Here is a 20,033-nt window from a genome sequence, read left to right as displayed (position 1 = left end):
ATGTCACCACGCTGGGAGCCAAACCCCAACACTCGTAGGGGTAGAACCGTCGTCTACAGCCTCCATGCACACTTGGTCTTCACACCAAAGTATCGGCGCGGCCCGTTCACGGACGAGATCCTGACGCGCTGCGAAGAAGTCATGCGGGCCGTCTGTGCCGACTTCGAGACCGAACTGGTCGAGTTCAACGGCGAGCACGACCACGTGCACCTCCTCGTGCACTACCCGCCGAAGGTCGCCCTGTCCCGCCTGGTCGGCTCCCTCAAGGGCGTATCAGCCCGCAGGCTCCGGCAGGAGTTCCCCGACCACATCCGCAAGTACCTGTGGGGAGATCACTTCTGGTCTCCGTCCTACTTCGCGGCGTCCTGCGGCGGCGCACCGCTGGCAATCATCAAGGAGTACATCGAGCAGCAGAAACGTCCGCGTTAGCCTGCGGGTCAGAGCAGTCCAGAGAAGCGATTCCTCCCGGGCCTGAAGGCCCGGGGTTCCTCGCTAGATCATGCTGAAAGTTCCTCGACACGGGACTTTCGCACCTGCCGCAGAGCACCCCGTGCGGCACCATGGCCATTACGGCACTTGATCCAAGGCCGCGGCCCAGTCGCCCGCCGAGCACTCACAAGGTGCGCGGGGCGGCCGGCCCCACCCGTCAGCGCTGCTGTCCGTGGTGCGAAGCGAACGCCGTCCGGTACTGCTCGCAGCTGGAGTTCCAGCGCAGGGTGCCCGTGAGCGTCCCGTAGCCCGAGCGCGTGACCGACCACTCCACCGCGTACTCACCGGTGTCGCACGCGATCCGCTTGGTGCCCGCGACCTTCTCCCGCCCGGTCGCCGGCTTGCCCGTCAGCTCCCTGTGCACCTCCGCCACCTCGGCCCCCTTGGCCGTCCGCAGCACGGCGCGCACGACGATCGGGTGCGAGCCCTCCTTGACCGTCAACGCCTTCTTCACCACCGTGGAGTCCGACACCGACCAGGCGAACTCGTACGAGGGCAGCCACGCCAGCGTCTCGGGGTCGGCGACCTGGTGCTCGTGGTCCGGCGCGGCCGAGGGGCCGGGGCGGGTGACCGTCTTGTACTGGACCCCCGGGTAGAAGCGGAACTGCCCCTCCACCTTGTGCATCTCGTCCTTGGTCCACATCGACTTCATGCCCTTCTCGCCGCCTGCCGGGTCCTGGAGGTACGGCGTCTCCGCGGCGGTGGCCGGCTGGCCGAGGACGGGGGCGAGGGCCGCCGCGGCGGTGGCGAGGGCGAGAGCGGCGATGCGGGTGCGCTTCATGCCCGGCCCAACGGGGCCCTGCGGCGGGCCGGAACGACGCCGGGCCGGCTTTCACCCGTACGGGAGCACCGGGGCCTCGCGTACGGCTGCACGCGCCGCCGCTTCGGCTTCCCGGGCGGGGTGGCACCGGAGAACGAGCACCCGACGGCGGCGGTACCGGGCACGGCGCGGCGGTCGGCAGGCCTCAGGCCTGACCGGTCTCGAAACGACTGACCATGCCGCCCGGGGTGACGGTGAAGCGCCAGGCGGTGCGCATCTCGCCCCAGGTGTCGTTGCGGTAGCTGACGAGGAGGGCGCGGCCGCCGTCGGATTCGGACTGGACGTCCATGTGACCGCCGGAGTCGAAGATCTCCCGGTCGATCCACTCGTGGAGGTCGCGGTCGGAGCCGTCGTCGGACATGGTCGCGTCGGGGGTCAGGAGCGCGAGGAAGGCGTCCTTGTCGTGCGCGTTGACGGCGGCGACGAGGGCGCCGACCGCGGGGTCGGACAGTTCGCCGGGGGCGATGGCCACAGGAGCCTCCTGAGGGTGCGTACGTGCGTCCGACCAGGGAACAACGCGGGCGGGTCCGCGCGGTCGACCCTCACCCGTTCGCCGGGCGGACGGCGTGTCAGGGAGCGGTGCGGACCGGGAAACCGGTCGGCCGGCCCTGCTCCCCCAGCCAGTCCAGCACCTGGTCGAGGGCGTCGACGGTCTGCGCGCGGTTGCCGCCGCCGTCATGGAAGAGCACCGTCGGACCGTTGCCGATCTCGCGCTTGACGGCGTCGACGATGGCGGCCGTGCCCGGCTTGCCGAAGTCCTTCGTGTCGACGTTCCAGCCGAGCGGCCGCATGCCGTGCGCGGCGGCGATGCGCCGGCTGTCCGGGGTGAACGCGCCGCCGGGGGCCCGGTAGTACTCCACCTTCGCGCCGCTGCCCGCGGCTTCCTCTATCAGCTTCTTCGCATCCAGGATCTGCTGCTCCTGGTAGGCGACGGGCTTCTTGTCCATGGCGGTGTCGTGCGCCATCGTGTGGTCGCAGAGCCGGTGACCGGCCGCGACCACCTTCTTGACGAGGTCGGGGTGGGCCTTGGCCTGCGGCCCGACCATGCAGAAGGTCGCCTTGACGTCGTGTCGCTGGAGGACCTCCAGCACCTTCGGGGTCCATCGGGGGTCGGGGCCGTCGTCGATGGTGATGTTGACGGCGTTCCCGCCGGCCTCCGACGCGTGGGCTATGTCCTCGGGTATCGCCTGCGGCTGCGACCCGGCGGCACCCCCGGAGTCCGCCGGCCGGGACACGTTCTGCTGCGTGGCGGCCTTCCCCGGCTCCACCAGGGTCGCCACCCCCCACACGGTCGCCGCGACGGCGGCGGCCGAGGCCACGACGACGGCACCGGCCCGAATGCCCCGCTTGCTCTCTCCCGTCAAGAACCTCATGAAGTGTCCACTCCCCATCCGCTTTGCGGGCGTTCCGTGGATCAGGACGTCCATCGCCACCGAGGAGTTCCAGTCAATTGGGCCTTAAATTCCACGTGGTGACACCAAAGTGACTGATGGGACTTTAGCCCGCATCCCAACTCCCGCCGGATGCCGCCACGATGACACCTCCCACTGGGAGTACGAGGACGAGCGCATCGAGGGCTTCGACTACGGCATCGGCGCGGCCCTCATCAAGTCCGCCACCGCCAGGGACGAACGGGACTCACCACCACCCTCACCACGTGGCACCTCCGCCCCGGCCCCTGGAACACCGAGGGCCCCGGATGGCGCACACCACGACGGGGACCAGAAGGTGCCGGGACTCACCACGGCCGGGCCCCGGCGAAGCCCGCCACCCCGGCCCCGGACACGCCGACGGGCGGCACCACCGACCGTTCCGGTGGTACCGCCCGTTGGTCTTCGTTCAGCGGGCGACGGACTCCTGCGCCGCGGGGGCGGCGGCTTCACCGCCCTTGGGCTCGGCGTCGGCCGCCGGCGCCGGGCCCGCTCCCCGGAGCGGAACCTCCTTCACGAACCAGGCCGCCGCGAACCCCAGTACGGCGATACCCGCGCCGAGCAGGAACGCCGAGTGCGTACCCGCGGCCACCGCGTGCTGGTAGGCGTCCCGCACGGCCTCCGGCAGCTTGGCCAGGCTCGCCGCGTCCAACTGCGCGGACCCCGCGGCCCCGGCCGCCTCAGGCCCCAGCCGCTCGGACATGGTGTCCGTGACCCGGCTGGTGAAGAGGGAACCCATCAGCGCGACGCCGAAGGAGCCGCCGAGCGTACGGAACAGGGTCGCCGAGGACGAGGCGACGCCCATGTCCTTCATCTCGACGCTGTTCTGCGCGACCAGCATGGTGATCTGCATCAGGAAGCCGAGCCCGGCACCGAGGAGGGCCATGTACACGCCCGACATGAGCCGGGTGGTGTCGGTGTCCATCGTCGCGAGCAGGAACAGCCCGACGACCATCAGCGCGCCACCGACGATCGGGAAGATCTTGTACTTGCCGCTGTTGGTGGTGACGCGGCCCGCGATCAGCGAGACGACCATCATCGAGAGCAGCATCGGCAGCAGGAGCAGGCCAGAGTTGGTGGCGGAGGCGCCCTGCACCGACTGCTGGAACAGCGGCAGGTACAGCACGCCGCCGAACATCGCGAAGCCGACCAGGAAGCCGATCACGGACATGAGGGTGAAGTTGCGGCTGCGGAAGATGTGCAGCGGCATGACCGGCTCTTCGGCCTTGGTCTCGGCGTAGAGGAAGGCGGCGGTCGACAGCACGCCGACGACGATCAGGCCGATGACCTGGCCGGAGCCCCAGGCGTACTCGGTGCCGCCCCACGTCGTGACGAGCACGGTGGAGGTGATGGCGATGGTCAGCAGCGCCGCGCCGAGGTAGTCGATCTTCGGGCGGACCCCCGGCTCCGTCTTCTTGGGCAGGTGCAGCACCGCCGTCACCATGGCGAGCGCCACGGCGCCGAGCGGCAGGTTGATGTAGAAGGACCAGCGCCAGCCCATGTGGTCGGTGATGGTTCCGCCGACGAGCGGGCCGCCGATCATGGCGAGGGCCATCACGCCGGCCATCATGCCCTGGTACTTGCCGCGCTCACGGGGCGGGATCAGGTCGCCGATGATCGCCATGACGCCGACCATCAGACCGCCGGCGCCGAGACCCTGGACGGCGCGGAAGCCGATCAGCTGGCCCATGTCCTGGGCCATGCCGCTGAGCGCGGAGCCGATCAGGAAGATGACGATCGAGGTCAGGAAGGATCCCTTCCGCCCGTACATGTCGCCGATCTTGCCCCAGATGGGAGTGGAGGCCGCGGTGGCCAGCGTGTACGCGGTGACCACCCACGAGAGGTGCTCCAGGCCGCCCAGCTCGCCGACGATCGTGGGCATCGCGGTGCCGATGATCATGTTGTCGAGCATCGCGAGCAGCATCGCGATCATGAGCGCCATGAGGACGACCCGTACGCTGCGCGGCTTCACCTCTTCCGAGGTCCCCGCAGGCTTGACTGTGTCCACCATGTCCACTCCCCTGGCCCTACGCCTCATGCTCAACACATGGTCTTCGTCCCGCACCGGCACTTACTTGCCGCCCGGCTAGTTCACTACACTGGGGACGGTAGACCCGTAACTAGCCGGGCGTCAAGTAAGTAATGGGGGAGAGCCATGTCCAGCAGCAGTCCGCAGCGGCGCCGTGGTGACACGCGTCAGCGCATCCAGGACGTCGCACTGGAGCTCTTCGTCGAGCAGGGGTACGAGAAGACGTCGCTGCGCGAGATCGCGGAACGGCTGGAGGTCACGAAGGCGGCGCTGTACTACCACTTCAGGACCAAGGAAGACATCATCATCAGCCTCTTCGAGGACCTGACGCGGCCCATCGACGAGCTGATCACATGGGCGGAGGGGCAGCCGCGCACCCTGGAGACCAAGCGCGAGGTGCTGCGGCGCTACAGCGAGGCGATGGCGGCGGGCGCGGCCCTGTACCGGTTCATGCAGGAGAACCAGGCGACCACGCGCGAGCTGAGCATCGGCGAGACGGTGAAGAAGCGGCTCTTCGCCCTGGTGGAACTGCTCCGCACGCAGGACGGCCCGCTGGAGGACCAGGTCCGCTGCGTCAGTGCGCTGTTCACCCTGCACGCCGGAATGATGTTCCTGCAGCACGTGGAGGGCGACCCGGAGGAGACCCGCCTGGCAGCCCTGGCGGTCGCCACGGACCTCATCACCCAGGCCCACCACGAGGCGTAGCGGGCGGCGCGGTGCACACTCCGCGGCGCGCGGCGAGCACCTGCGTACGGTCGGGGCGGCGGTTGAGTACGGCTACTCATGCCCTCCTCCCGCTGCCCGGCGGAAGCTGTCGGCATGACCCGGCGACCGCACGACCCCACCACCCCCGCCCCCGCGCCAGCACGGCGCCGGAAGATTCGCGCGGCGTCGGCTGCCGGGCTGGCCCTGGTCGCCGTGGTGGGGTTCGCCCGGTGGTTCGCGCCGATCTGGGACGGAACTCCGTACCCGGTCGCCGATCCCGCCGCCACGGCCCGGGAGCTGGAGGGCCATACGCAGTCCGCCTACGCCGCGCTCGGCCTGCCGCGCGCCGAACTGGCCGACTGGCCCGGCGCCGGCCTGGCGGCCGACGGCCACGACTGCCATCTCCGGGGCATGCGCCACTGGTCCGAGCGCGGGATCGCCTACCCGCCGCAAGCCCCCGGCGTCGTCACGGTGAGCGACACATGGGGGCTGCGGGGCGTCCCGCGCGCCGAGGCGGAGCCCGCGCTCGAGCGGGTACGGAAGGCCCTGACGCAGCAGGGCTGGAAGGTCACGGACTACGCGAACTCCCCCGACCTCCACCAAGCCGAGTTGCGCCTCGAACTCCCCGGCACCGGCCGGACCCTCTCGCTCACGACGTACCCCGGCGACCGCCTCGAAGTCGCCGCGCACGCCGACTGCGCCCGCTACCCGTCGGGCACCCCGCTGACCGGCGGCGGGGATCCGCGCCTGCCGGCTCCGTCGGCACCCTCCCAGCTCCGCGGGGAGTCACCCGCGGAGGATCAACTGCCCGCCGGTGCCGCTGTGGTGGCGGACCAGAACTCGTCCTGAACGTCCGGACGGGGAGGGTACGGGGCAGGGCGGTCCGGGGTGTTCGGCTTGGAGGTGGGCTGCTGGATGCCGGTGTCCTCCAGGCAGGGCGTGGCCGCCTTCAGGAAGAACTGCCCCTCACCGGCGACCTTGACCTCCAGGCTGTAGCCGTCGGGAGTGCTGGCGTAGATGCCGGGGAACGTCGGACTCTTGCGCACACTGGTGATCTTGTAGCCACGCCCCTTCCAGGCCCGCTCGATGACGCCCAGCAGGGCACCCCGGCGCTGTTCGGAAACGATGGTCAGGACGGTGATCGACCGGTCGGCGGCCGCCATGCCCGTCGTCTTGCCCAGGGCGTTCGTACAACCGGCGTCCGAGGACGGACCGTGGTTCCATTTCAGTTCCGGCTGTACGGCTGCCAGGGTCTCCTGAAGGATGGCGTCGGCGCGCTCGGCGCCCTGCTGCAGCTGCACGGTCTCGTTCCTCTTGGCTGATCCGTCGTCGGCGCCCGGGCCGCAGCCGGCAACGAGAGCTGCCAGTGCGAGGAGTGCGCCTGCGGTGCGGGGTGGCTTCATCGGGGTTCCTCGGTGCTGATGTCCTGGGCATGCCCCGCGACGATCAGCGCGATGTTGGTCGCGGACTCTTTGTCCTTCGTGGGGTTGAAGTAGTTCGAGTGGGCGTCCATGGGACCGTCGCCCCCGATGATGGGCCTGGGTCCGTCGTCCACCTTGAACCGGTTGGCACCGAAGTCCCTGTGGGACGGATCCGTACCGAAGTAGTTCTGGCTTTCGTCGGTGACGGCATCGGCCACGAGGAAGCCGTGGACGCCGCCGGCAACGCCTCCGATGAGCGCTCCGCCCACCGTACCGACCGGCCCGAGAACCGATCCTGCCACGCCGCCGGCGACCGCACCCGCTCCGCCACCCACCAGCATCGCCCCGGACTCCACCTTGTTCGGGGCCTTGGACACGGGGTCGTTTTCGGCAGCGCCGACGAACACGTGGTCCTTGCCCACCCCCAGCTGTTCGGCGCGCTGGGCACCGGTGCCGGGGCTGCCCACCAGGACTATGTCGTCGACACCCGGGATCCCGCCGCTCTGCAGCGCCGCCTGGCCCACGGTCAGCGACCCGTACGAGTGGCCGATGGCCGTGACGTGGGGGTCGGGGGTCTGGTTGGTGGCACTGATCCCCGCCATGAACTGGTTGTACGCGGGCGCACCCTTCTCGGCGTGCTCCTTGAACATGACGTCCGTATTGTCGATCACGCGTGCCGCGGGCAGCTGCGGCGCGTCGTAGCCGAGCCAGACGATCGAGGCCGAGCTCGACTCGAACTCCCGGGCGCCCGAGGCGGTGTCGCGGGCGCGCTTGAGGTCGTTCCGGGCGAACTCCGCGTCCAGCGCGGTGCCGAGCCCGGGCACGTACGCGGAAACGTTGCGCGACGTGTCGGGGTTGCCGTAGGCCACGATGGCCCGGCCTCCGCCCTGGTCGCCGATGCCCAGCAGGTACATCGGCGGGTCCTTGGGCCCCGGGTTCCGCAGCTGGTCGTCGATCGAGCGCATGCCCGCCAGCTGGGTCTGGGACTTCTCGTCGCTCTGCTCCGACAGCTTGCCGATCAGCAGCTGCAGGTTGTCCCGGTTCGCCTCGTCCCGGACCTCGGACGGGACCCCGTCCAGGTTGCCGATCACATTGGGATAGGTGGCCAGGAGCTCGGCCCGCTGGTCGTCGCTCAGGCCCTGCCACCAGCTGTGGCGGTCCGCCGGGGACCGGTCCGCCGGGATGGTGTCGCGCAGGTAGTCCGCCGCCTCCTTCCGGACGACCGCCGCGTCGCCCGCCGCGTCGGCCCAGGTGGCCTCCGTGACGTCGAGCCCTTCCGGGGCCTTGAGGCGATGGAGAGCCTGGGTGAAGCGGGAGTCCACGCCCTGGGCTGCCTTCACCACGTCCAGGATGCGGGTGGCGATCTCCTGGGCGAGGCCGTGGTTGGGGTTCGCGTTGGTGGGGAACGGCGCCTTGCCCAGCGGGTGGGTGTCCGCGCCCTGGAGGTACAGCGGCTTGTCGACGCCCCGTACGGAGCCGCCCGGCGCGGGCTCCTTGGTCAGGAAGTTCTCGCCCCCGGGCGGGTACTGCACCGATCCGTCCGGATGCACGGTGAAGCCGCGGGCCGACGCGTCCTCCAGTGCCGCCCTGAGGCGCACCTGCTCCTCGGCGAGCTCGTGGGCCAGGGAGTTCAGCGTGGTGCGGACGAGGCCGCATTCGGTGTGGATGAAGTCGAAGTTCCGGTCGACCCGACTCAGCCGATCGCGCGCCGCCGCCGCCGACACGCCCTTCTGGTCCTCCAGCGACTTGATCATCCCTACGCTGATCCGGTCGCGCCCCGCGTCCGCCCGGGCGCCGACATCGGCCCACGCCGCTGCCGCCTCGGTGAACTCCTGGGTCTTCAGGTCACGCAACTGCTGCCAGGTCAGGGTCACTTCGACGCGTCCCGATGCGTGACGAGGTACGAGAACCTGAGCCGGTTGTTCTCGTCGATCTCGCCGATCTCCCGCGCGACGTTCAGCAGGGCGGACTGCACCGACCCGCACTCGTCGCGTACGGCGGCCACGCGCTTCTCCCAGGAGGCGCGGACCGCGGCCAGCGCGGCGGTGGCGGAGAGTCCCGCCGTACCGGCCTCGACGCCCTCGTGAGCGGCGGCCATCTTGCCCAGGCCCTCCGCGGTGGTGATGCGCAACTCGCCGGCCGCGTCCGCTGCCTTGGACCAGGGCCCGCGGGAGTGGGCCAGATCCTCGCCGCCGCCGCCGGGGGCGTCCGCCGAAGCGAGCCGCATCGCCGCGGGTTCGCCGAACAACTCGTTCCAGTGTGCCGGCAGAACCGCCTCTGTACTCATGTGCTGTGTCGCCCCTCCGAGGCGCTCCCCGCGCCTACGCCTCGTACGAAACCAACACCCACCTGTCGAACGCAAGTTCAGAGGGCGGCGATGTGGGCATTGGCCTGCGCCGACGTAGCAGCCGGGGTCGGGGCGGGCAAGGGTCGGGCGTACTCAGATCCAGGCCCGGCGCCTGAGCCGGAGCACCCACCGGGCCCGGCGCCGGGGTGTGGGCGGATCAGAACAGGCGGCGGTCCTCGGCGCTGATCGGCACGTCGTTGATGCTCGCCTCGCGCCGCCTCATCAGGCCGTCGTCGTCGAACTCCCACTGCTCGTTGCCGTGGCTGCGGAACCACCGGCCGTCGCCGTCGTGCCACTCGTACGCGAAGCGGACCGAGATGCGGTTGCCGGTGAAGGCCCAAAGCTCCTTGCGGAGGCGGTAGTCGAGCTCGCGCTCCCACTTCGCGGCGAGGAACTCGCGTATCTCGGCGCGCCCGGTGAGGAACCGGTCGCGGTTGCGCCAGACCGAGTCCTCCGTGTACGCGAGGGCGACGCGCTCGGGATCCCGGCTGTTCCAGGCGTCCTCGGCGGCCTGGACCTTGGCGCGGGCGGACTCTTCGGTGAAAGGGGGCAGGGGCGGACGTGTCACGGCGGATCCTCCGAAGCGAGACGGGCGAGAACGATCGTTCTCCACCGTATGAGAACGGGCGTTCTCATCGCAAGGGGAAACGGGCTACCCTGCCCCCATGGACGACGAAGAGGCACGGACCCGACTGCTGGACGCCGCGGAGGAGCTGTTCTACCGGCACGGCATCCAGGCCGTCGGCATGGACCGCATCCGCGCCGCCTCCGGGGTCCCCCTCAAGCGCCTGTACCGGGTCTTCCCCGCGAAGGAATCCCTGGTCACGGCCTACCTGGAACGCCGCGACCGGCGGTGGCTGGACTCCCTGCGCACCGCGGCCCTCGCCCCGGCGGAGCCGCGGGCGCGGGTGCTCGCGGTCTTCGACTGGCTGGCGGACTGGTTCGCCGAGCCCGACTTCCGGGGCTGCGCGTTCCTCAACGCGTACGGAGAACTGGGCGCGGCGGCCCCGGAGATCGTCCGCATCCACAAGGCGGAACTCCACGCCCTGCTGGCCGGCCTGACCGCCGATCCGGCCCTCGCCGACCGGCTCCTGATCCTGACCGAGGGAGCGACGACGGTGGCGACCCTCACCCCCGGCCCGGAGCCGGCCCACCGGGCCCGGGAAATCGCGGAGCTCCTCCTGGGCAAGTGACGCAGGTCACGCTCGCATGGTCCGTCGGGCTGTCACATCCGGGCCGCGATTTCCGTCAGAGCTGTGTAATCCTCCGCACGGCAAGGAGATCACGATGGAAGCGCGTCTCAACTTCTACGGCAACGCGGTCGCGACCAAGTTCGGCCGGTACATCAACTCCGCGGGCAAGGTCATCTCGGACTCGGCCCTGCCGCACGCCACACAGGAGCTGGTGAAGCTCCGGGCCAGCCAGATCAACGGCTGCGGATTCTGCACCGACATGCACTTCAAGGACGCCTCGCACGCAGGGGAGGACGCGGTGCGGCTCAACCTGGTCGCGGCCTGGCGCGAGGCGAAGGTGTTCACCGACGCCGAGCGGGCGGCCCTGGAGCTGACCGAGCAGGGCACCCGCATCGCCGACGCGGCGGGCGGCGTCACGGACGAGGCCTGGGCCGAGGCCGCCAAGCACTACGACGAGGACCAGCTGGCCGCGCTGGTCTCCCTCATCGCGCTGATCAACACGTACAACCGCATGAACGTGATCGTCCAGCAGCCGGCGGGCGACTACCAGCCGGGCCAGTTCGGCTGACCTCCCGCACCGGAGCCGCTGCTGTCCGGCCCCGACCGGGGAGGGGCCGGACAGCAGCACCGGTCTGGGCACGCCCTGGGTACGCGTACTCACGACAGGACTGCGGATCCTCCCGACCATGGAGGGAGTCCACACGCCCCGGGGAGCACCGATGACCGCTCGCACGCTCGTCCGCCTCACCTTCGCGAACCCCGCTTCGCTGATCTACCTGGGCCTCGTCGGCGCCGCCGTGGCCGTCGCGACGGCGGTCACGCTGTTCGCCCCGGATCCTGGCTTCGTATGGGTGCTGCCCGCCCTGTGCGCGTTCCCGCTCGTCCTCTTCATGGGGCTGGCCCATTCCGGGGACGGCCAGCCCGAGACGTGGCTCTTCGTCACCGAGCTCGTCCTCTGCGTACTGATCCAGTCGCTCGTCCTCGGAACGATCGTGGAGGCCTCCCGCGGCCGCCTCCGGCGCGGCACTCCCCGTACTCCGACCAGCTAGCCGGACCCACCCGCACCCACGACCGGGGGCCCGGCGGGGAGACGGGGGGCGAGGGTCGACTTCGAGCTTTCCCTTGGGCTTCACGCTGTTCAGGTCCCGGTAACGCGTGACGGTGACTTCGAGCCAGGGATATCGCACATCCGACGGGCTGTAGCAGGCCAGGAGGAGTGCCGCCTCTCGGGGACCCGTGTATCCGGGTGCCTCACCCAAACGCTGGGGGTGCCCCTCTTCTCCAGGTAGCCAGACGAGGCCAATGTCGAGGTGGTCCACGAGTACGTGGCCGAGATGGACCGGTCAGCAGCCATCATGGAGCACAAGCTCTTCGACTTCTGCTCCGCGGGATCGTATACGGGCTGTACGAACGTGCCTTCGTACTCCCCGCCCTTCTTCGGGAGGATCGCTGCGACTGGCGTCCCGGAGAGCACGCCACCACAGACCCGGTCTGGCACCTGGACCGCCGGGACTCTCTCCACCCACCACCAGGCACCACCTGCCAACAGGAGCGCCACGGCGCAGATGGCCATGACAGGGCGGCCACGCCGCCCCAGCCCCTTGGTCATGGCTTTCCCCATTCTCCTGCTGAGGAGGCTGGTACCCGCTCTGCGTGTCGCGACCGTCCCCGTATCCGCGTTTGACGCGCTCATGAGCCTCGTAAGCAGCGTCAGCGGTGGGCTTCCGCTGGTTTTCCAGGATTTTGTTCACGCTCGACTCGACATCCGCCGCGCTGTCACGCTCATAGTGCTTGGTCACACTCTCCTTGACGTCCTCGATCACCCAGGCAACCAGAGCCCCCACGACGGACGCTTCAAGCGGCTTGGTCACCAGGCCGAAGGCGCGGGTCCGTCCACTTGACGCCGTCCTGCCCCGCACCCTCCTCGGCCGCCCGGACGAGGTCGCCGCCGCAGCCCTCTTCCTTGCCGCAGACATGCCCACCACCATGACCGACACCAACATCATCCTCGACCGCGGCTGGACGACTCGTCAGCCGGCAACGTCCGCGCCGATGACCGGTGGGCCGGCGGGGAGCGTTGAGGCAGTTTCGCACTTCAGCTGCTGTGTGACGTGGCGCGCGGCGTCGGCTACGAGTTCGGCCATCGGAGCGGGGTCGCGCTGGTCGTCGACTTCGACGGGGTCCTTGGGATTCTTCGCGAACCGTTCGATTGTGACCATGAGCCACGAATACCTCTCGCGTCCAGAGCTGAGACACGGAACGAAGAGTCTGGCGATGAAGGGCCTCGTGTAACCCTTCGTCTCACCCAGCTTGATGGGGGTGCCGTTTTCGAACCCGTCGGCCACTCCCGGGGAAATCCAGGTGTAGCTGGCGAGAGCGGACTTGTCGGCTGCTCGCATAGAGCACCAGATATTCAGGGAGTCGTTTCCGCCCGGATCGAACGTGGACCAGAGCCTCTCCTGGTACTCCCCGCCCTTCTCGGGGAAGATCGCGGCGACGGCATTCCCGGAGAGGGCACCACCGCATGCCCGGTCCGGAACCCGGACCATGGGAACTCTGTTCGCCCACCACCAGGTCCCGGCCGCGATCAGGACCAACGCGGCTCCCGCAGCCACGATGAGGCGGGCCCGGTATCCGTGGCGCGAAGGCATCACTTGTCTCCACCCTTGGAAGGCGGCGGCTGATACCCGCTGTGAGTCGACCTGCCGTGCTCGTATCCGCCTGTCACCGACTTGTATGCGTCGTCGCCGAACTTCTTCTGTTCTTCCTCGGACAAACCGGCCTGCTTGGCTCCAGCGATCGCGGCCTCTTCGGCGGCGCGGGCGGTGGCTTCGCGTCGCTGCTCCAGGAGACTGTTGGCTTTCTCCTCGGCCGCCGCAGCGCTGTCCTGTTCGTAGTGCTTGGTGACGCTCTCCTTGACGTCTTCGATCACCCAGGCGACCGGGGCACCCACGACCGATGCCTCAAGAGGCTTGGTCGCCAACCCGAAGCCACGCTCGATCCACTTGGTACCGTCCTGGAGGCCCTGGTTGAACTCGCTGTCCCCGGCCGTCTTGTCGGTGAAGACGGCTTCCGCGCGGGCTTCGGAGACAATGCCTGAGATGGTGGCGCCGGGCGCAGTGAAAGTGGCCACCTCATGGCGGGCGTCGCCGAGTTCGCGCTGTGGACCGCCCTCTCCGTAGTCCTTCGCCACATCGCCCAAGAGTCCGGCTGTCGTGGCTTGCTGCGCGTTGATGATCGCGCCGTAGGCCTCCGGGTCCTTTGCGACGCTGCCGAGGAAGTTCGGGATCGCGGAGCCGCTCAGGTCGGTCAGGCCAGCGTCCGCGCCGAAGGTCTCGATGCGGGATGCCCCCATCGCCTTCTGGAAGTCCCGCATGTACTCGGCCGTCATGTTCCCTAGGCTGTCCCGCATCGGCATGAAGACGCCGGACTTCTTCTTGTCGTCCTCGCCGGTGACCGAGATGAGGTCGTTGCCCGGGCCGCCGAACTTCTCCACCACCCGGTGCATGAGGTTCGCCTGCTCCTCCGAGTGAGGCAGCGGCTTCACGTCCGTACGGACGTCGTCGTACGCGCGGCCCGAGACCGCCGACTCCAGGGCGTGGCCGAGTGCGTCCGGGCCGGCCGCCGTCGCCTTCTCGGCGGCCTTCTTCCAGGCCTCCTGGGCATCCTCGTCGCCGATCTTCGGGTGCGTCGCCGAGCGGTCGTCGAACCACTGGTCCTTGTCGGTGAGCATCTCGAAGTAGTCCGGGTAGACGGTCTTCCCCTTCGGACCCTGCAGCCCTTCGAGGAGGATGCCGTCACTCGTCTCCCTGAGGTTGAACTCGACGAGGTGGCTGTAGCTGAAACCGCCCTTGTACTCGCGGTCGAAGTACGCCCGGTCCATCTTCTGACCATCGTGGGAGTACGGGGTCATCTTCCCGTCGAAGAAGTCCTGCGATGCCTCCGGGCTATGCCCCAACGCCTCCAGGATGCCGGTCATGGCGTTGAAGCCGGAGCTGCCGTCCGTGCCGGCGGGGTTCAGGTTGATGCCGATGTACGGCTGGTTCCGGGGCATGTGCTTCCAGATGCCGGGGTTGCCGGCCTGGAGCTGTGCCGCATGCTCGGCGACCGGGGTGAGGAAGCGGTGGTCGTACGTGCCGTAGCGCAGGATGTTGCCGAGCACCTGGTAGCCGTACGGGTTGTAGCTGGCGTTGCGGGACGGGTAGACGTCGATCGTGCCGGCCCCGGCCTTGCGCAGGTCGGTCTGCCACTTCTCCGACAGGTGCGTCGGATTGTCCGGGTCGGTGGCCGTGGCCAGGGAGAAGCCGAGGTCCTGCTGGAGAGCCTTGAGGGAATCGGTGCGTACCTTGCTGTCGCCTTCGGTCTTCATCGTGAGGTCGGCGAAGAAGGCGAGGCTCGGCTTGGCGCCCAGCCCCTCGTAGAAGGCGGTCGTGAACTCCGGCGACGCGCGGTGTTCGTGGAGGAGCTGCTGGAGCTCCTTCAGTTCCTGGTCGGTCATCCCGTCGCCCTTGCGTGCGAGAGTGACGGCCCGGTCGGCGTTCATGGCATCCGTACTGGCGTACTTGGGGGCACTGAAGTTGTGCGCATCGTCGCCCAGGTTGGCCCGTAGGGTCCGTGCGATGTCCCGGTCGGCTTCGTTGGCGTCCTCCACGGCATCGCGGATCCGGTTCGCGATGTAGCTGACGTTGGAAAGCTCCTTGCGCAGCAGGTCCTGGTAGTCCGGGTCGTGCCTGCCGGTCCGTCCGACACTGTCCGAGATGGGGCTGCTCGCGCGTACGGAGCCGTTCGCGCCGACCGTCACCTGGCGGGCCGGCGCCTCCTCGTCGACGATGCGCTTGAGGTCGGCCTTGGCCTTTTCGAAAGTGGTGTGTCCCTGCTCAAGGATCTGCTGAACACCCTTGGCCGCCTTCGCCGCGTCGTCGAACTCCTTGGCGGTCTTGCCGATGAAGGGCTGGGTGACGGTGGCGTTGACTCCCGCCCAGTCCGCCTTGTCCGCCTTGCCCTTCATCCCGTCGCGGGCCAGGCGGGCGAGTTCCTCCAGCTTGCCGACCATCTGCGACCAGTCGGTCGCCGCGTCCTTGAGCTTGCCGAGCGGGGCATGCAGTACATCGTCGTATCCGAGCGTCATGATCCCCACACCTACCGGAAGTGCTTGTCGAGTTCGGCGACGCTCATCAGCGCCCCGGCGATGTCGTCATCGTCCTTCTGGTGCGCCGCCGCCGAGTAGTCGAGGTGGTTGGAGATCTGCGCACAGGCGGCCAGCAATGCGGTGACCTGCTGCGACCAGGTGTCGCCCACCTGCCGCAGAGCCGCCCCCGTCTCGAAGTGGGAGCCTACGAGGGCGGTGGCCGCGTCGGCCGTGGTCCGGTCGGCGTGGCGGCCGTCCTTGGCCAGACGGCTGTGGAGCTGGTACGCCTCACCGCCGACGGCTCCCAGATCGTCACGGCTGACGCTGAGGTCGGCGCTCCCGCCACCTCCGCCGGGTGCGGGGACCTGGTTCAGCCGCACACCCACCTTCGCGGCAGCCCATTCCTCGTCGAACGACATCCCCGTCCCCCACCTGCCGACCCGTTGGCACAACTTTCGGATTCTGGCCGAAGGCGCAGGTGGATGGGTGTCAGCGTCCGTCTTCTTGACGGCCTTTTGATGCCCACCGCGTGTCGGTCGATGGCGTCCCGCCACGTGGTGTAGCCGATCAAGGGTGAGGTGTGCGCGGGCTTGCTCGCCGGGCGCACACCCGCGGAGGGCTCGCGCTCTCTGCGCATGAGGTGGGCCACCATGCAACTCTCCGTATTGAACGGCCAGTTCAACAACGGAGGTGCGAGGTGGCCCTGTCCCAGTCTGACCTATTACGCCTGCTGGAGTCACTACGCTCGGCAGACGGACTCGAACTCGTCCGCGGCATCGCCGAGCGGATGCTGCAGGAGCTGATCGAGGCCGAGGCCGCTGCCCACATCGGTGCCGGCTGGAACGAGCACACCGAGGCCCGTACCGCCTTGCGCAACGGGCACCGCGAGAAGACGCTCACCACCCAGGCCGGCGACCTGGAGCTGGCCATCCCCAAACTGCGCGCCGGAAGCTTCTTCCCCAGCCTGCTGGAGCGCCGGCGCCGGATCGACCAGGCCCTGTACGCGGTCATCGTGGAGGCCTACGTCCATGGCGTGTCCACCCGGTCGGTGGACGACTTGGTCAAGGCCCTGGGCGCGGACACCGGGATCTCCAAGAGCGAGGTCTCCCGGATCTGCGCGGACCTGGACGAGCCGCTGACCGCCTTCCGCACCCGGCCGCTGGACCACACCCGCTTCCCCTACATGTACCTGGACGCCACCTACTGCAAGGCACGCGTGAACCACCAGATCGTCTCTCGCGCCGTGGTCGTCGCCACCGGGATCACCGAGGACGGCGGCCGCGAGGTCCTGGGCGTCATGGTCGGCGACAGCGAGACCGAGGCGTTCTGGGCCGAGTTCCTGCGCTCCCTGCGCGAACGCGGCCTGACCGGGGTCCGCCTGGTCCTGTCCGACAGCCATTCCGGCCTGGTCAAGGCGATCCGCAAGGTCATGCTCGGCGCCGCGTGGCAGAGATGCCGTGTTCATTTCCTGCGAAATGTCTTCGCGGTGATTCCGAAGGAGGCGACCGAGATGGTCGCCGCAACCATCCGCACAGTCTTCGCCCAGCCCACCCAGGACGCGGTCCGCACCCAGCTCGACACCGTCGCCGAGATGCTCGGCAAGCAGTTCCCCAAGGTCAAACAGATGCTCCTGGACGCCAAGGACGACCTGACCGCCTTCGCGGCCTTCCCGGAACGGCACTGGAAGAAGATCCAGTCCACCAACCCGCTCGAACGGATCAACCGCGAGATCAAGCGCCGCACCGACGTCGTCCAGGTCTTCCCCAACGACGACGCCCTCCTGCGACTGGTCACAGCCGTGCTCTTCGAACTGCACGACGAATGGATCGCCTTCCCCCGCCGCTACCTGCCCGAGGGAAGCATGGACGAGATCTACCCCACCGAGCTCCCTAAAAGCGCCCCCGCACCACCCAACGCCACCAACGCGCCCACCGAGTGATCGGCTACACCACGAAGGGGGACATGACCTGTCGGTCAGTCCGCGAGGTACGCAGCGGCCCCGGACCTCGGCAGGCTCGCCCAGGTCCGGGTCCCGCCGCCGGGCTCGCGGGACTCTCCGAAGCCCCAGGCCCCGCCGCACTCCCGGACCACCGCACCCATGAGCCGCAGCGCCGCCCGCCGCCGGGCCTCGCAGTGGGCGGCCAGCCGGGGGTGGGCGTGGGGCGCGTGGCCGTCGTAGACGGTCAGCCGGAGCGAGTCGTCCCGGTAGCGGACGGACAGGTACAGGCCCCGCCCGGGGTCCAACCGCCAGGCCGCGGCGACCAGTTCGCCGGTGACTTGCGCGGCGGCGGGCGCGAGCGGATCGAGCCGGTACGCGTGCAGGACGGACCCTACGGCGACCCGCGCGATCTGGGCGCTGAGCGGCTCCCCGGGGATGGTCAGGCTGCACGTGAGCGTGTCGAGCGCGGGCGGCTCACCGCCGGCGGGCTCGGGCGGGGACACCGGACAGGCGATGAAGGGGTGGGTGGACATCGCGGACTCCCTGAGGTCTGAGGTGGCTACGGCGAGTTCGACGCGCACGGATGGCTGACGCGGGACGGGGAGCGTGGCTCGTCGCCGAGGCCCGAGGCATGCTGCGGCGATGCACTTCAACTCCCTTTGCGTGAGCGGTGCGTTACCAACTGTAGCGTCAGGTGCACATTTTTACACCGCATCGGGAAAGTGTGGGCTCGATGGCCATCGGGGGCTCAGCGCGGCAGACTGCGAACGCACAGCCTGAGGGAGGATGACGCATGGGGGTCAGAACATCTCCGACAGAGCGGCAGCGCCGACTGGGAGCAGAACTGAAGCGGATGCGGCTCTCTGCCGACGTGTCCGCGGAGACCGCGGCCGGGCTGCTCCACGTCGACCGGTCCCGCCTCTCACAGATGGAGCAGGGCTACCGAGGCATCAGCATCGACCGGCTGCGCACCCTGGCCTGCAACTGCGAATGCACCGACGAGGCGTACGTCAAGGCCCTGTCGGCGATGGCCGAGCCCAACCAACGGGGGTGGTGGGACCGCTACCGAGGTTCCCTGCCTGCCGGGTTGCTCGACATCGCCGAGCTGGAGGCTCACTCACCACATCTGCGTACCGCGTTGGCAGTCCACATCCCTGGGCTGCTCCAGACCTTCGATCACGCCCTCGCCATTTTCGGCGTCGCCGTGCCGCAGCTACCGGATCGCGAGCTCGCGATGCGACTCGAATTCCGAATCGAACGCCAGCAGGTACTTGAGGGCGCCACCCCTGCCCGGTACACCGGGATCGTGCACGAAGCGGCTCTGCGCATGCAGTTCGGTGGAACGCAGGTAGCGAAGGCGCAACTGGAACATCTGCTGCGCATGTCCGAGCAGGACAACATCGCAATCCTCGCCATCCCGTTCAGCGCGGGCGCCTTCCCCGGCTCTGGACAGACGCTGACCTACGCCGAGGGGCCCGTGCCCCAGTTGGACACCGTCCAGGTCGACAGCACACACGGGCCCGAATATCTGCACGGTGAGGCACAGTTGGCAAAGTACCGGGCACACCTGGACTGGATGGAGAAGATCACTCTGTCTCCACAACGCACGCGGGACCTCATCCACTCCATCGCGCAGGAACTCTGAGGGAGCAGTCATGCCGGACATAACTTGGGAAGAGCCGTACTGCGCCGAGGGAAGCGCCTGCTACCGGATAGGGGTGGACGGGGCCGGCAATAGTTACATCGCCATCGCCGGTCGGGAGGACACGTACCTCACCGACTCGGCGGACGCGCTCCGTCAACTGATTCGGGACATCAAAGCCGGCAAGGCCGACCACCTGCTGGCCGACTGAGGCCACGACTGCGGCTGTTCTCTGGGGTATTCGCAGGCGTCAGCCGCCCGTACCGCGGGGGAAGGTGATCTCGACCCGGCGGTTCTTCTTGCGGCCCTCCTCGGTGCCGTTGTCGGCGATCGGGTAGTCCTCGCTGTAGCCGCGGACGTCGAAGACGACGTTCGGATCGGTGACGGTCTTGGCCAGCTCGGCCTGCACGGCATCGGCCCGCTTCTTGGAGAGCTCCTTGCCGTGCTCATAGCTGCCCTGGTCGTCGGTGAACCCGAAGACGCGGATGCGGGTGGCTTTCTGCGTGTTGATCTCATTGGCAATGGCCTGGATCCGCGCGGCGGCCTGAGCGTTGAACACGGCACTGTCCTCGGGGAACAACACTTCGGACTGCAGCGCCATCATGACAGTCTGATTGGTCTCCTGCCGCCGCTGCTCCCCACCGAGGTCCTCGACGACCTCGGCGATGTCCAGCACCTTGACGGGCGCGAGCGTCCCCCCTTGCGGGATCTTCAGCCCGGGGGCGTTGGAGTCGATGGGGACGGGGGCGGAGGCGGAGGGCTCGGTGCCGGGAGGTACGGACGGCTTGACGTCATCGGCATGGGCGACGCCGGCCCCGATCAGGTTGACACCGGCTATGACGAGACCGGCTACGGCTGTAGCGGCGATGGTGCGATGTCGTGTGGTCATG

22 protein-coding genes are annotated in these 20,033 nt (G+C 68.9%); 9 read left to right on the top strand and 13 right to left on the bottom strand.

Features of this window, described 5'->3' with window-relative positions; genetic code table 11:
- Positions 1-429, top strand: coding sequence for an IS200/IS605 family transposase (gene tnpA, locus OG332_RS28065; protein ID WP_327412212.1), 429 nt, complete (start codon positions 1-3; stop codon positions 427-429).
- A 217-nt stretch (positions 430-646) separates the two neighbouring features.
- Here tnpA and OG332_RS28060 read toward each other — a convergent pair whose 3' ends face one another.
- The 4 genes from OG332_RS28060 to OG332_RS28045 all read right to left on the bottom strand — a co-directional run bounded on the left by OG332_RS28060 (position 647) and on the right by OG332_RS28045 (position 4,750).
- A complete protein-coding gene (locus OG332_RS28060; protein WP_327416064.1) occupies positions 647-1,270 on the bottom strand; it encodes a hypothetical protein in 624 nt (207 codons plus the stop codon).
- Between the two features lie 184 nt (positions 1,271-1,454).
- Positions 1,455-1,781 carry a nuclear transport factor 2 family protein gene (locus OG332_RS28055; RefSeq protein WP_327416063.1) on the bottom strand — a complete coding sequence of 109 codons (327 nt, stop codon included), beginning with the start codon at positions 1,779-1,781 and terminating at the stop codon, positions 1,455-1,457.
- Positions 1,782-1,878: 97 nt separating this feature from the next.
- Positions 1,879-2,682 carry a polysaccharide deacetylase family protein gene (locus tag OG332_RS28050; RefSeq protein ID WP_327416062.1) on the bottom strand — a complete coding sequence of 268 codons (804 nt, stop codon included), beginning with the start codon at positions 2,680-2,682 and terminating at the stop codon, positions 1,879-1,881.
- Positions 2,683-3,148: 466 nt separating this feature from the next.
- Positions 3,149-4,750: an MDR family MFS transporter gene (locus tag OG332_RS28045; protein ID WP_327416061.1), complete on the bottom strand. Its 1,602-nt coding sequence runs from the start codon at positions 4,748-4,750 to the stop codon at positions 3,149-3,151.
- Positions 4,751-4,894: 144 nt separating this feature from the next.
- On the opposite strand from OG332_RS28045, the gene OG332_RS28040 reads away from it, so the two are divergent.
- The gene (locus tag OG332_RS28040) at positions 4,895-5,473 is read left to right on the top strand and encodes a TetR/AcrR family transcriptional regulator (protein WP_327416060.1); all 579 of its coding nucleotides are present in this window, start codon (positions 4,895-4,897) and stop codon (positions 5,471-5,473) included.
- A 114-nt stretch (positions 5,474-5,587) separates the two neighbouring features.
- Positions 5,588-6,322, top strand: coding sequence for a hypothetical protein (locus OG332_RS28035; protein ID WP_327416059.1), 735 nt, complete (start codon positions 5,588-5,590; stop codon positions 6,320-6,322).
- Here OG332_RS28035 and OG332_RS28030 read toward each other — a convergent pair.
- From OG332_RS28030 to OG332_RS28015, 4 genes are all read right to left on the bottom strand, one after another.
- The gene (locus OG332_RS28030; protein WP_327416058.1) at positions 6,274-6,876 is read right to left on the bottom strand and encodes a hypothetical protein; all 603 of its coding nucleotides are present in this window, start codon (positions 6,874-6,876) and stop codon (positions 6,274-6,276) included. The two genes, OG332_RS28035 and OG332_RS28030, sit on opposite strands and share 49 nt — an antisense overlap.
- A complete protein-coding gene (locus OG332_RS28025) occupies positions 6,873-8,768 on the bottom strand; it encodes an alpha/beta hydrolase (protein WP_327416057.1) in 1,896 nt (631 codons plus the stop codon). The genes OG332_RS28030 and OG332_RS28025 overlap by 4 nt, the downstream gene beginning before the upstream one ends.
- Positions 8,765-9,181, bottom strand: coding sequence for a hypothetical protein (locus OG332_RS28020; RefSeq protein ID WP_327416056.1), 417 nt, complete (start codon positions 9,179-9,181; stop codon positions 8,765-8,767). Before OG332_RS28020 ends, OG332_RS28025 begins: the two co-directional genes overlap by 4 nt.
- 217 nt (positions 9,182-9,398) lie before the next feature.
- Complete coding sequence (locus OG332_RS28015; protein ID WP_327416055.1) at positions 9,399-9,809, bottom strand: nuclear transport factor 2 family protein; 411 nt, start codon at positions 9,807-9,809, stop codon at positions 9,399-9,401.
- Positions 9,810-9,906: 97 nt separating this feature from the next.
- Here OG332_RS28015 and OG332_RS28010 point away from each other — a divergent pair, with 97 nt between their 5' ends.
- From OG332_RS28010 to OG332_RS28000, 3 genes are all read left to right on the top strand, one after another.
- On the top strand, positions 9,907-10,434 hold the full coding sequence (locus OG332_RS28010; protein ID WP_327416054.1) for a TetR/AcrR family transcriptional regulator: 528 nt from the start codon (positions 9,907-9,909) through the stop codon (positions 10,432-10,434).
- 94 nt (positions 10,435-10,528) lie between these two features.
- Positions 10,529-11,002: a carboxymuconolactone decarboxylase family protein gene (locus OG332_RS28005; protein ID WP_327416053.1), complete on the top strand. Its 474-nt coding sequence runs from the start codon at positions 10,529-10,531 to the stop codon at positions 11,000-11,002.
- Between the two features lie 151 nt (positions 11,003-11,153).
- On the top strand, positions 11,154-11,483 hold the full coding sequence (locus OG332_RS28000; RefSeq protein ID WP_327416052.1) for an SCO4225 family membrane protein: 330 nt from the start codon (positions 11,154-11,156) through the stop codon (positions 11,481-11,483).
- Between the two features lie 981 nt (positions 11,484-12,464).
- Here the strand turns inward: OG332_RS28000 and OG332_RS27995 are convergent.
- From OG332_RS27995 to OG332_RS27985, 3 genes are read right to left on the bottom strand one after another with little or no spacing between them, the layout of a single operon-like run.
- A complete protein-coding gene (locus OG332_RS27995) occupies positions 12,465-13,031 on the bottom strand; it encodes a hypothetical protein (RefSeq protein WP_327416051.1) in 567 nt (188 codons plus the stop codon).
- A 53-nt stretch (positions 13,032-13,084) separates the two neighbouring features.
- Positions 13,085-15,562 carry a hypothetical protein gene (locus tag OG332_RS27990; RefSeq protein WP_327416050.1) on the bottom strand — a complete coding sequence of 826 codons (2,478 nt, stop codon included), beginning with the start codon at positions 15,560-15,562 and terminating at the stop codon, positions 13,085-13,087.
- A gap of 11 nt (positions 15,563-15,573) precedes the next feature.
- Complete coding sequence (locus tag OG332_RS27985; RefSeq protein WP_327416049.1) at positions 15,574-15,981, bottom strand: hypothetical protein; 408 nt, start codon at positions 15,979-15,981, stop codon at positions 15,574-15,576.
- A 278-nt stretch (positions 15,982-16,259) separates the two neighbouring features.
- Here OG332_RS27985 and OG332_RS27980 point away from each other — a divergent pair, with 278 nt between their 5' ends.
- Positions 16,260-17,501, top strand: a complete 1,242-nt coding sequence (locus tag OG332_RS27980) for an IS256 family transposase (RefSeq protein WP_327411484.1) — start codon at positions 16,260-16,262, stop codon at positions 17,499-17,501.
- Between the two features lie 35 nt (positions 17,502-17,536).
- On the opposite strand, the gene OG332_RS27975 is transcribed toward OG332_RS27980, so the two are convergent.
- Positions 17,537-18,034: an ATP-binding protein gene (locus tag OG332_RS27975; RefSeq protein WP_327416048.1), complete on the bottom strand. Its 498-nt coding sequence runs from the start codon at positions 18,032-18,034 to the stop codon at positions 17,537-17,539.
- 260 nt (positions 18,035-18,294) lie between these two features.
- Here OG332_RS27975 and OG332_RS27970 point away from each other — a divergent pair, with 260 nt between their 5' ends.
- Both OG332_RS27970 and OG332_RS27965 read left to right on the top strand, forming a co-directional pair.
- A complete protein-coding gene (locus OG332_RS27970; protein ID WP_327416047.1) occupies positions 18,295-19,146 on the top strand; it encodes a helix-turn-helix domain-containing protein in 852 nt (283 codons plus the stop codon).
- A 10-nt stretch (positions 19,147-19,156) separates the two neighbouring features.
- Positions 19,157-19,354, top strand: coding sequence for a hypothetical protein (locus OG332_RS27965; RefSeq protein WP_327416046.1), 198 nt, complete (start codon positions 19,157-19,159; stop codon positions 19,352-19,354).
- 39 nt (positions 19,355-19,393) lie between these two features.
- On the opposite strand, the gene OG332_RS27960 is transcribed toward OG332_RS27965, so the two are convergent.
- Positions 19,394-20,032 carry an OmpA family protein gene (locus OG332_RS27960; RefSeq protein WP_327416045.1) on the bottom strand — a complete coding sequence of 213 codons (639 nt, stop codon included), beginning with the start codon at positions 20,030-20,032 and terminating at the stop codon, positions 19,394-19,396.
- Position 20,033: the final 1 nt, after the last annotated feature.

Origin of the sequence: Streptomyces sp. NBC_01233 (genome assembly GCF_035989305.1) — a bacterium.
Taxonomy (GTDB): domain Bacteria; phylum Actinomycetota; class Actinomycetes; order Streptomycetales; family Streptomycetaceae; genus Streptomyces.
Note: the sequence above shows the minus strand (reverse complement) of the source record. Positions and strands in the feature narration are given on the sequence as shown.

Excerpts from the sequence above, each read along its gene's own strand:
- OG332_RS27975 (WP_327416048.1), bottom strand. The coding sequence starts at position 18,034 with ATGTCCACCCACCCCTTCATCGCCTGTCCGGTGTCCCCGCCCGAGCCC.
- OG332_RS28005 (WP_327416053.1), top strand. The coding sequence starts at position 10,529 with ATGGAAGCGCGTCTCAACTTCTACGGCAACGCGGTCGCGACCAAGTTC.
- OG332_RS28050 (WP_327416062.1), bottom strand. The coding sequence starts at position 2,682 with ATGAGGTTCTTGACGGGAGAGAGCAAGCGGGGCATTCGGGCCGGTGCC.
- OG332_RS28030 (WP_327416058.1), bottom strand. The coding sequence starts at position 6,876 with ATGAAGCCACCCCGCACCGCAGGCGCACTCCTCGCACTGGCAGCTCTC.
- OG332_RS27985 (WP_327416049.1), bottom strand. The coding sequence starts at position 15,981 with ATGTCGTTCGACGAGGAATGGGCTGCCGCGAAGGTGGGTGTGCGGCTG.
- OG332_RS28035 (WP_327416059.1), top strand. The coding sequence starts at position 5,588 with ATGACCCGGCGACCGCACGACCCCACCACCCCCGCCCCCGCGCCAGCA.
- OG332_RS27990 (WP_327416050.1), bottom strand. The coding sequence starts at position 15,562 with ATGACGCTCGGATACGACGATGTACTGCATGCCCCGCTCGGCAAGCTC.
- OG332_RS28000 (WP_327416052.1), top strand. The coding sequence starts at position 11,154 with ATGACCGCTCGCACGCTCGTCCGCCTCACCTTCGCGAACCCCGCTTCG.
- OG332_RS28040 (WP_327416060.1), top strand. The coding sequence starts at position 4,895 with ATGTCCAGCAGCAGTCCGCAGCGGCGCCGTGGTGACACGCGTCAGCGC.
- OG332_RS28060 (WP_327416064.1), bottom strand. The coding sequence starts at position 1,270 with ATGAAGCGCACCCGCATCGCCGCTCTCGCCCTCGCCACCGCCGCGGCG.
- OG332_RS27960 (WP_327416045.1), bottom strand. The coding sequence starts at position 20,032 with ATGACCACACGACATCGCACCATCGCCGCTACAGCCGTAGCCGGTCTC.
- OG332_RS28020 (WP_327416056.1), bottom strand. The coding sequence starts at position 9,181 with ATGAGTACAGAGGCGGTTCTGCCGGCACACTGGAACGAGTTGTTCGGC.
- OG332_RS27970 (WP_327416047.1), top strand. The coding sequence starts at position 18,295 with ATGGGGGTCAGAACATCTCCGACAGAGCGGCAGCGCCGACTGGGAGCA.
- OG332_RS27965 (WP_327416046.1), top strand. The coding sequence starts at position 19,157 with ATGCCGGACATAACTTGGGAAGAGCCGTACTGCGCCGAGGGAAGCGCC.
- OG332_RS28045 (WP_327416061.1), bottom strand. The coding sequence starts at position 4,750 with ATGGTGGACACAGTCAAGCCTGCGGGGACCTCGGAAGAGGTGAAGCCG.
- OG332_RS28010 (WP_327416054.1), top strand. The coding sequence starts at position 9,907 with ATGGACGACGAAGAGGCACGGACCCGACTGCTGGACGCCGCGGAGGAG.
- tnpA (WP_327412212.1), top strand. The coding sequence starts at position 1 with ATGTCACCACGCTGGGAGCCAAACCCCAACACTCGTAGGGGTAGAACC.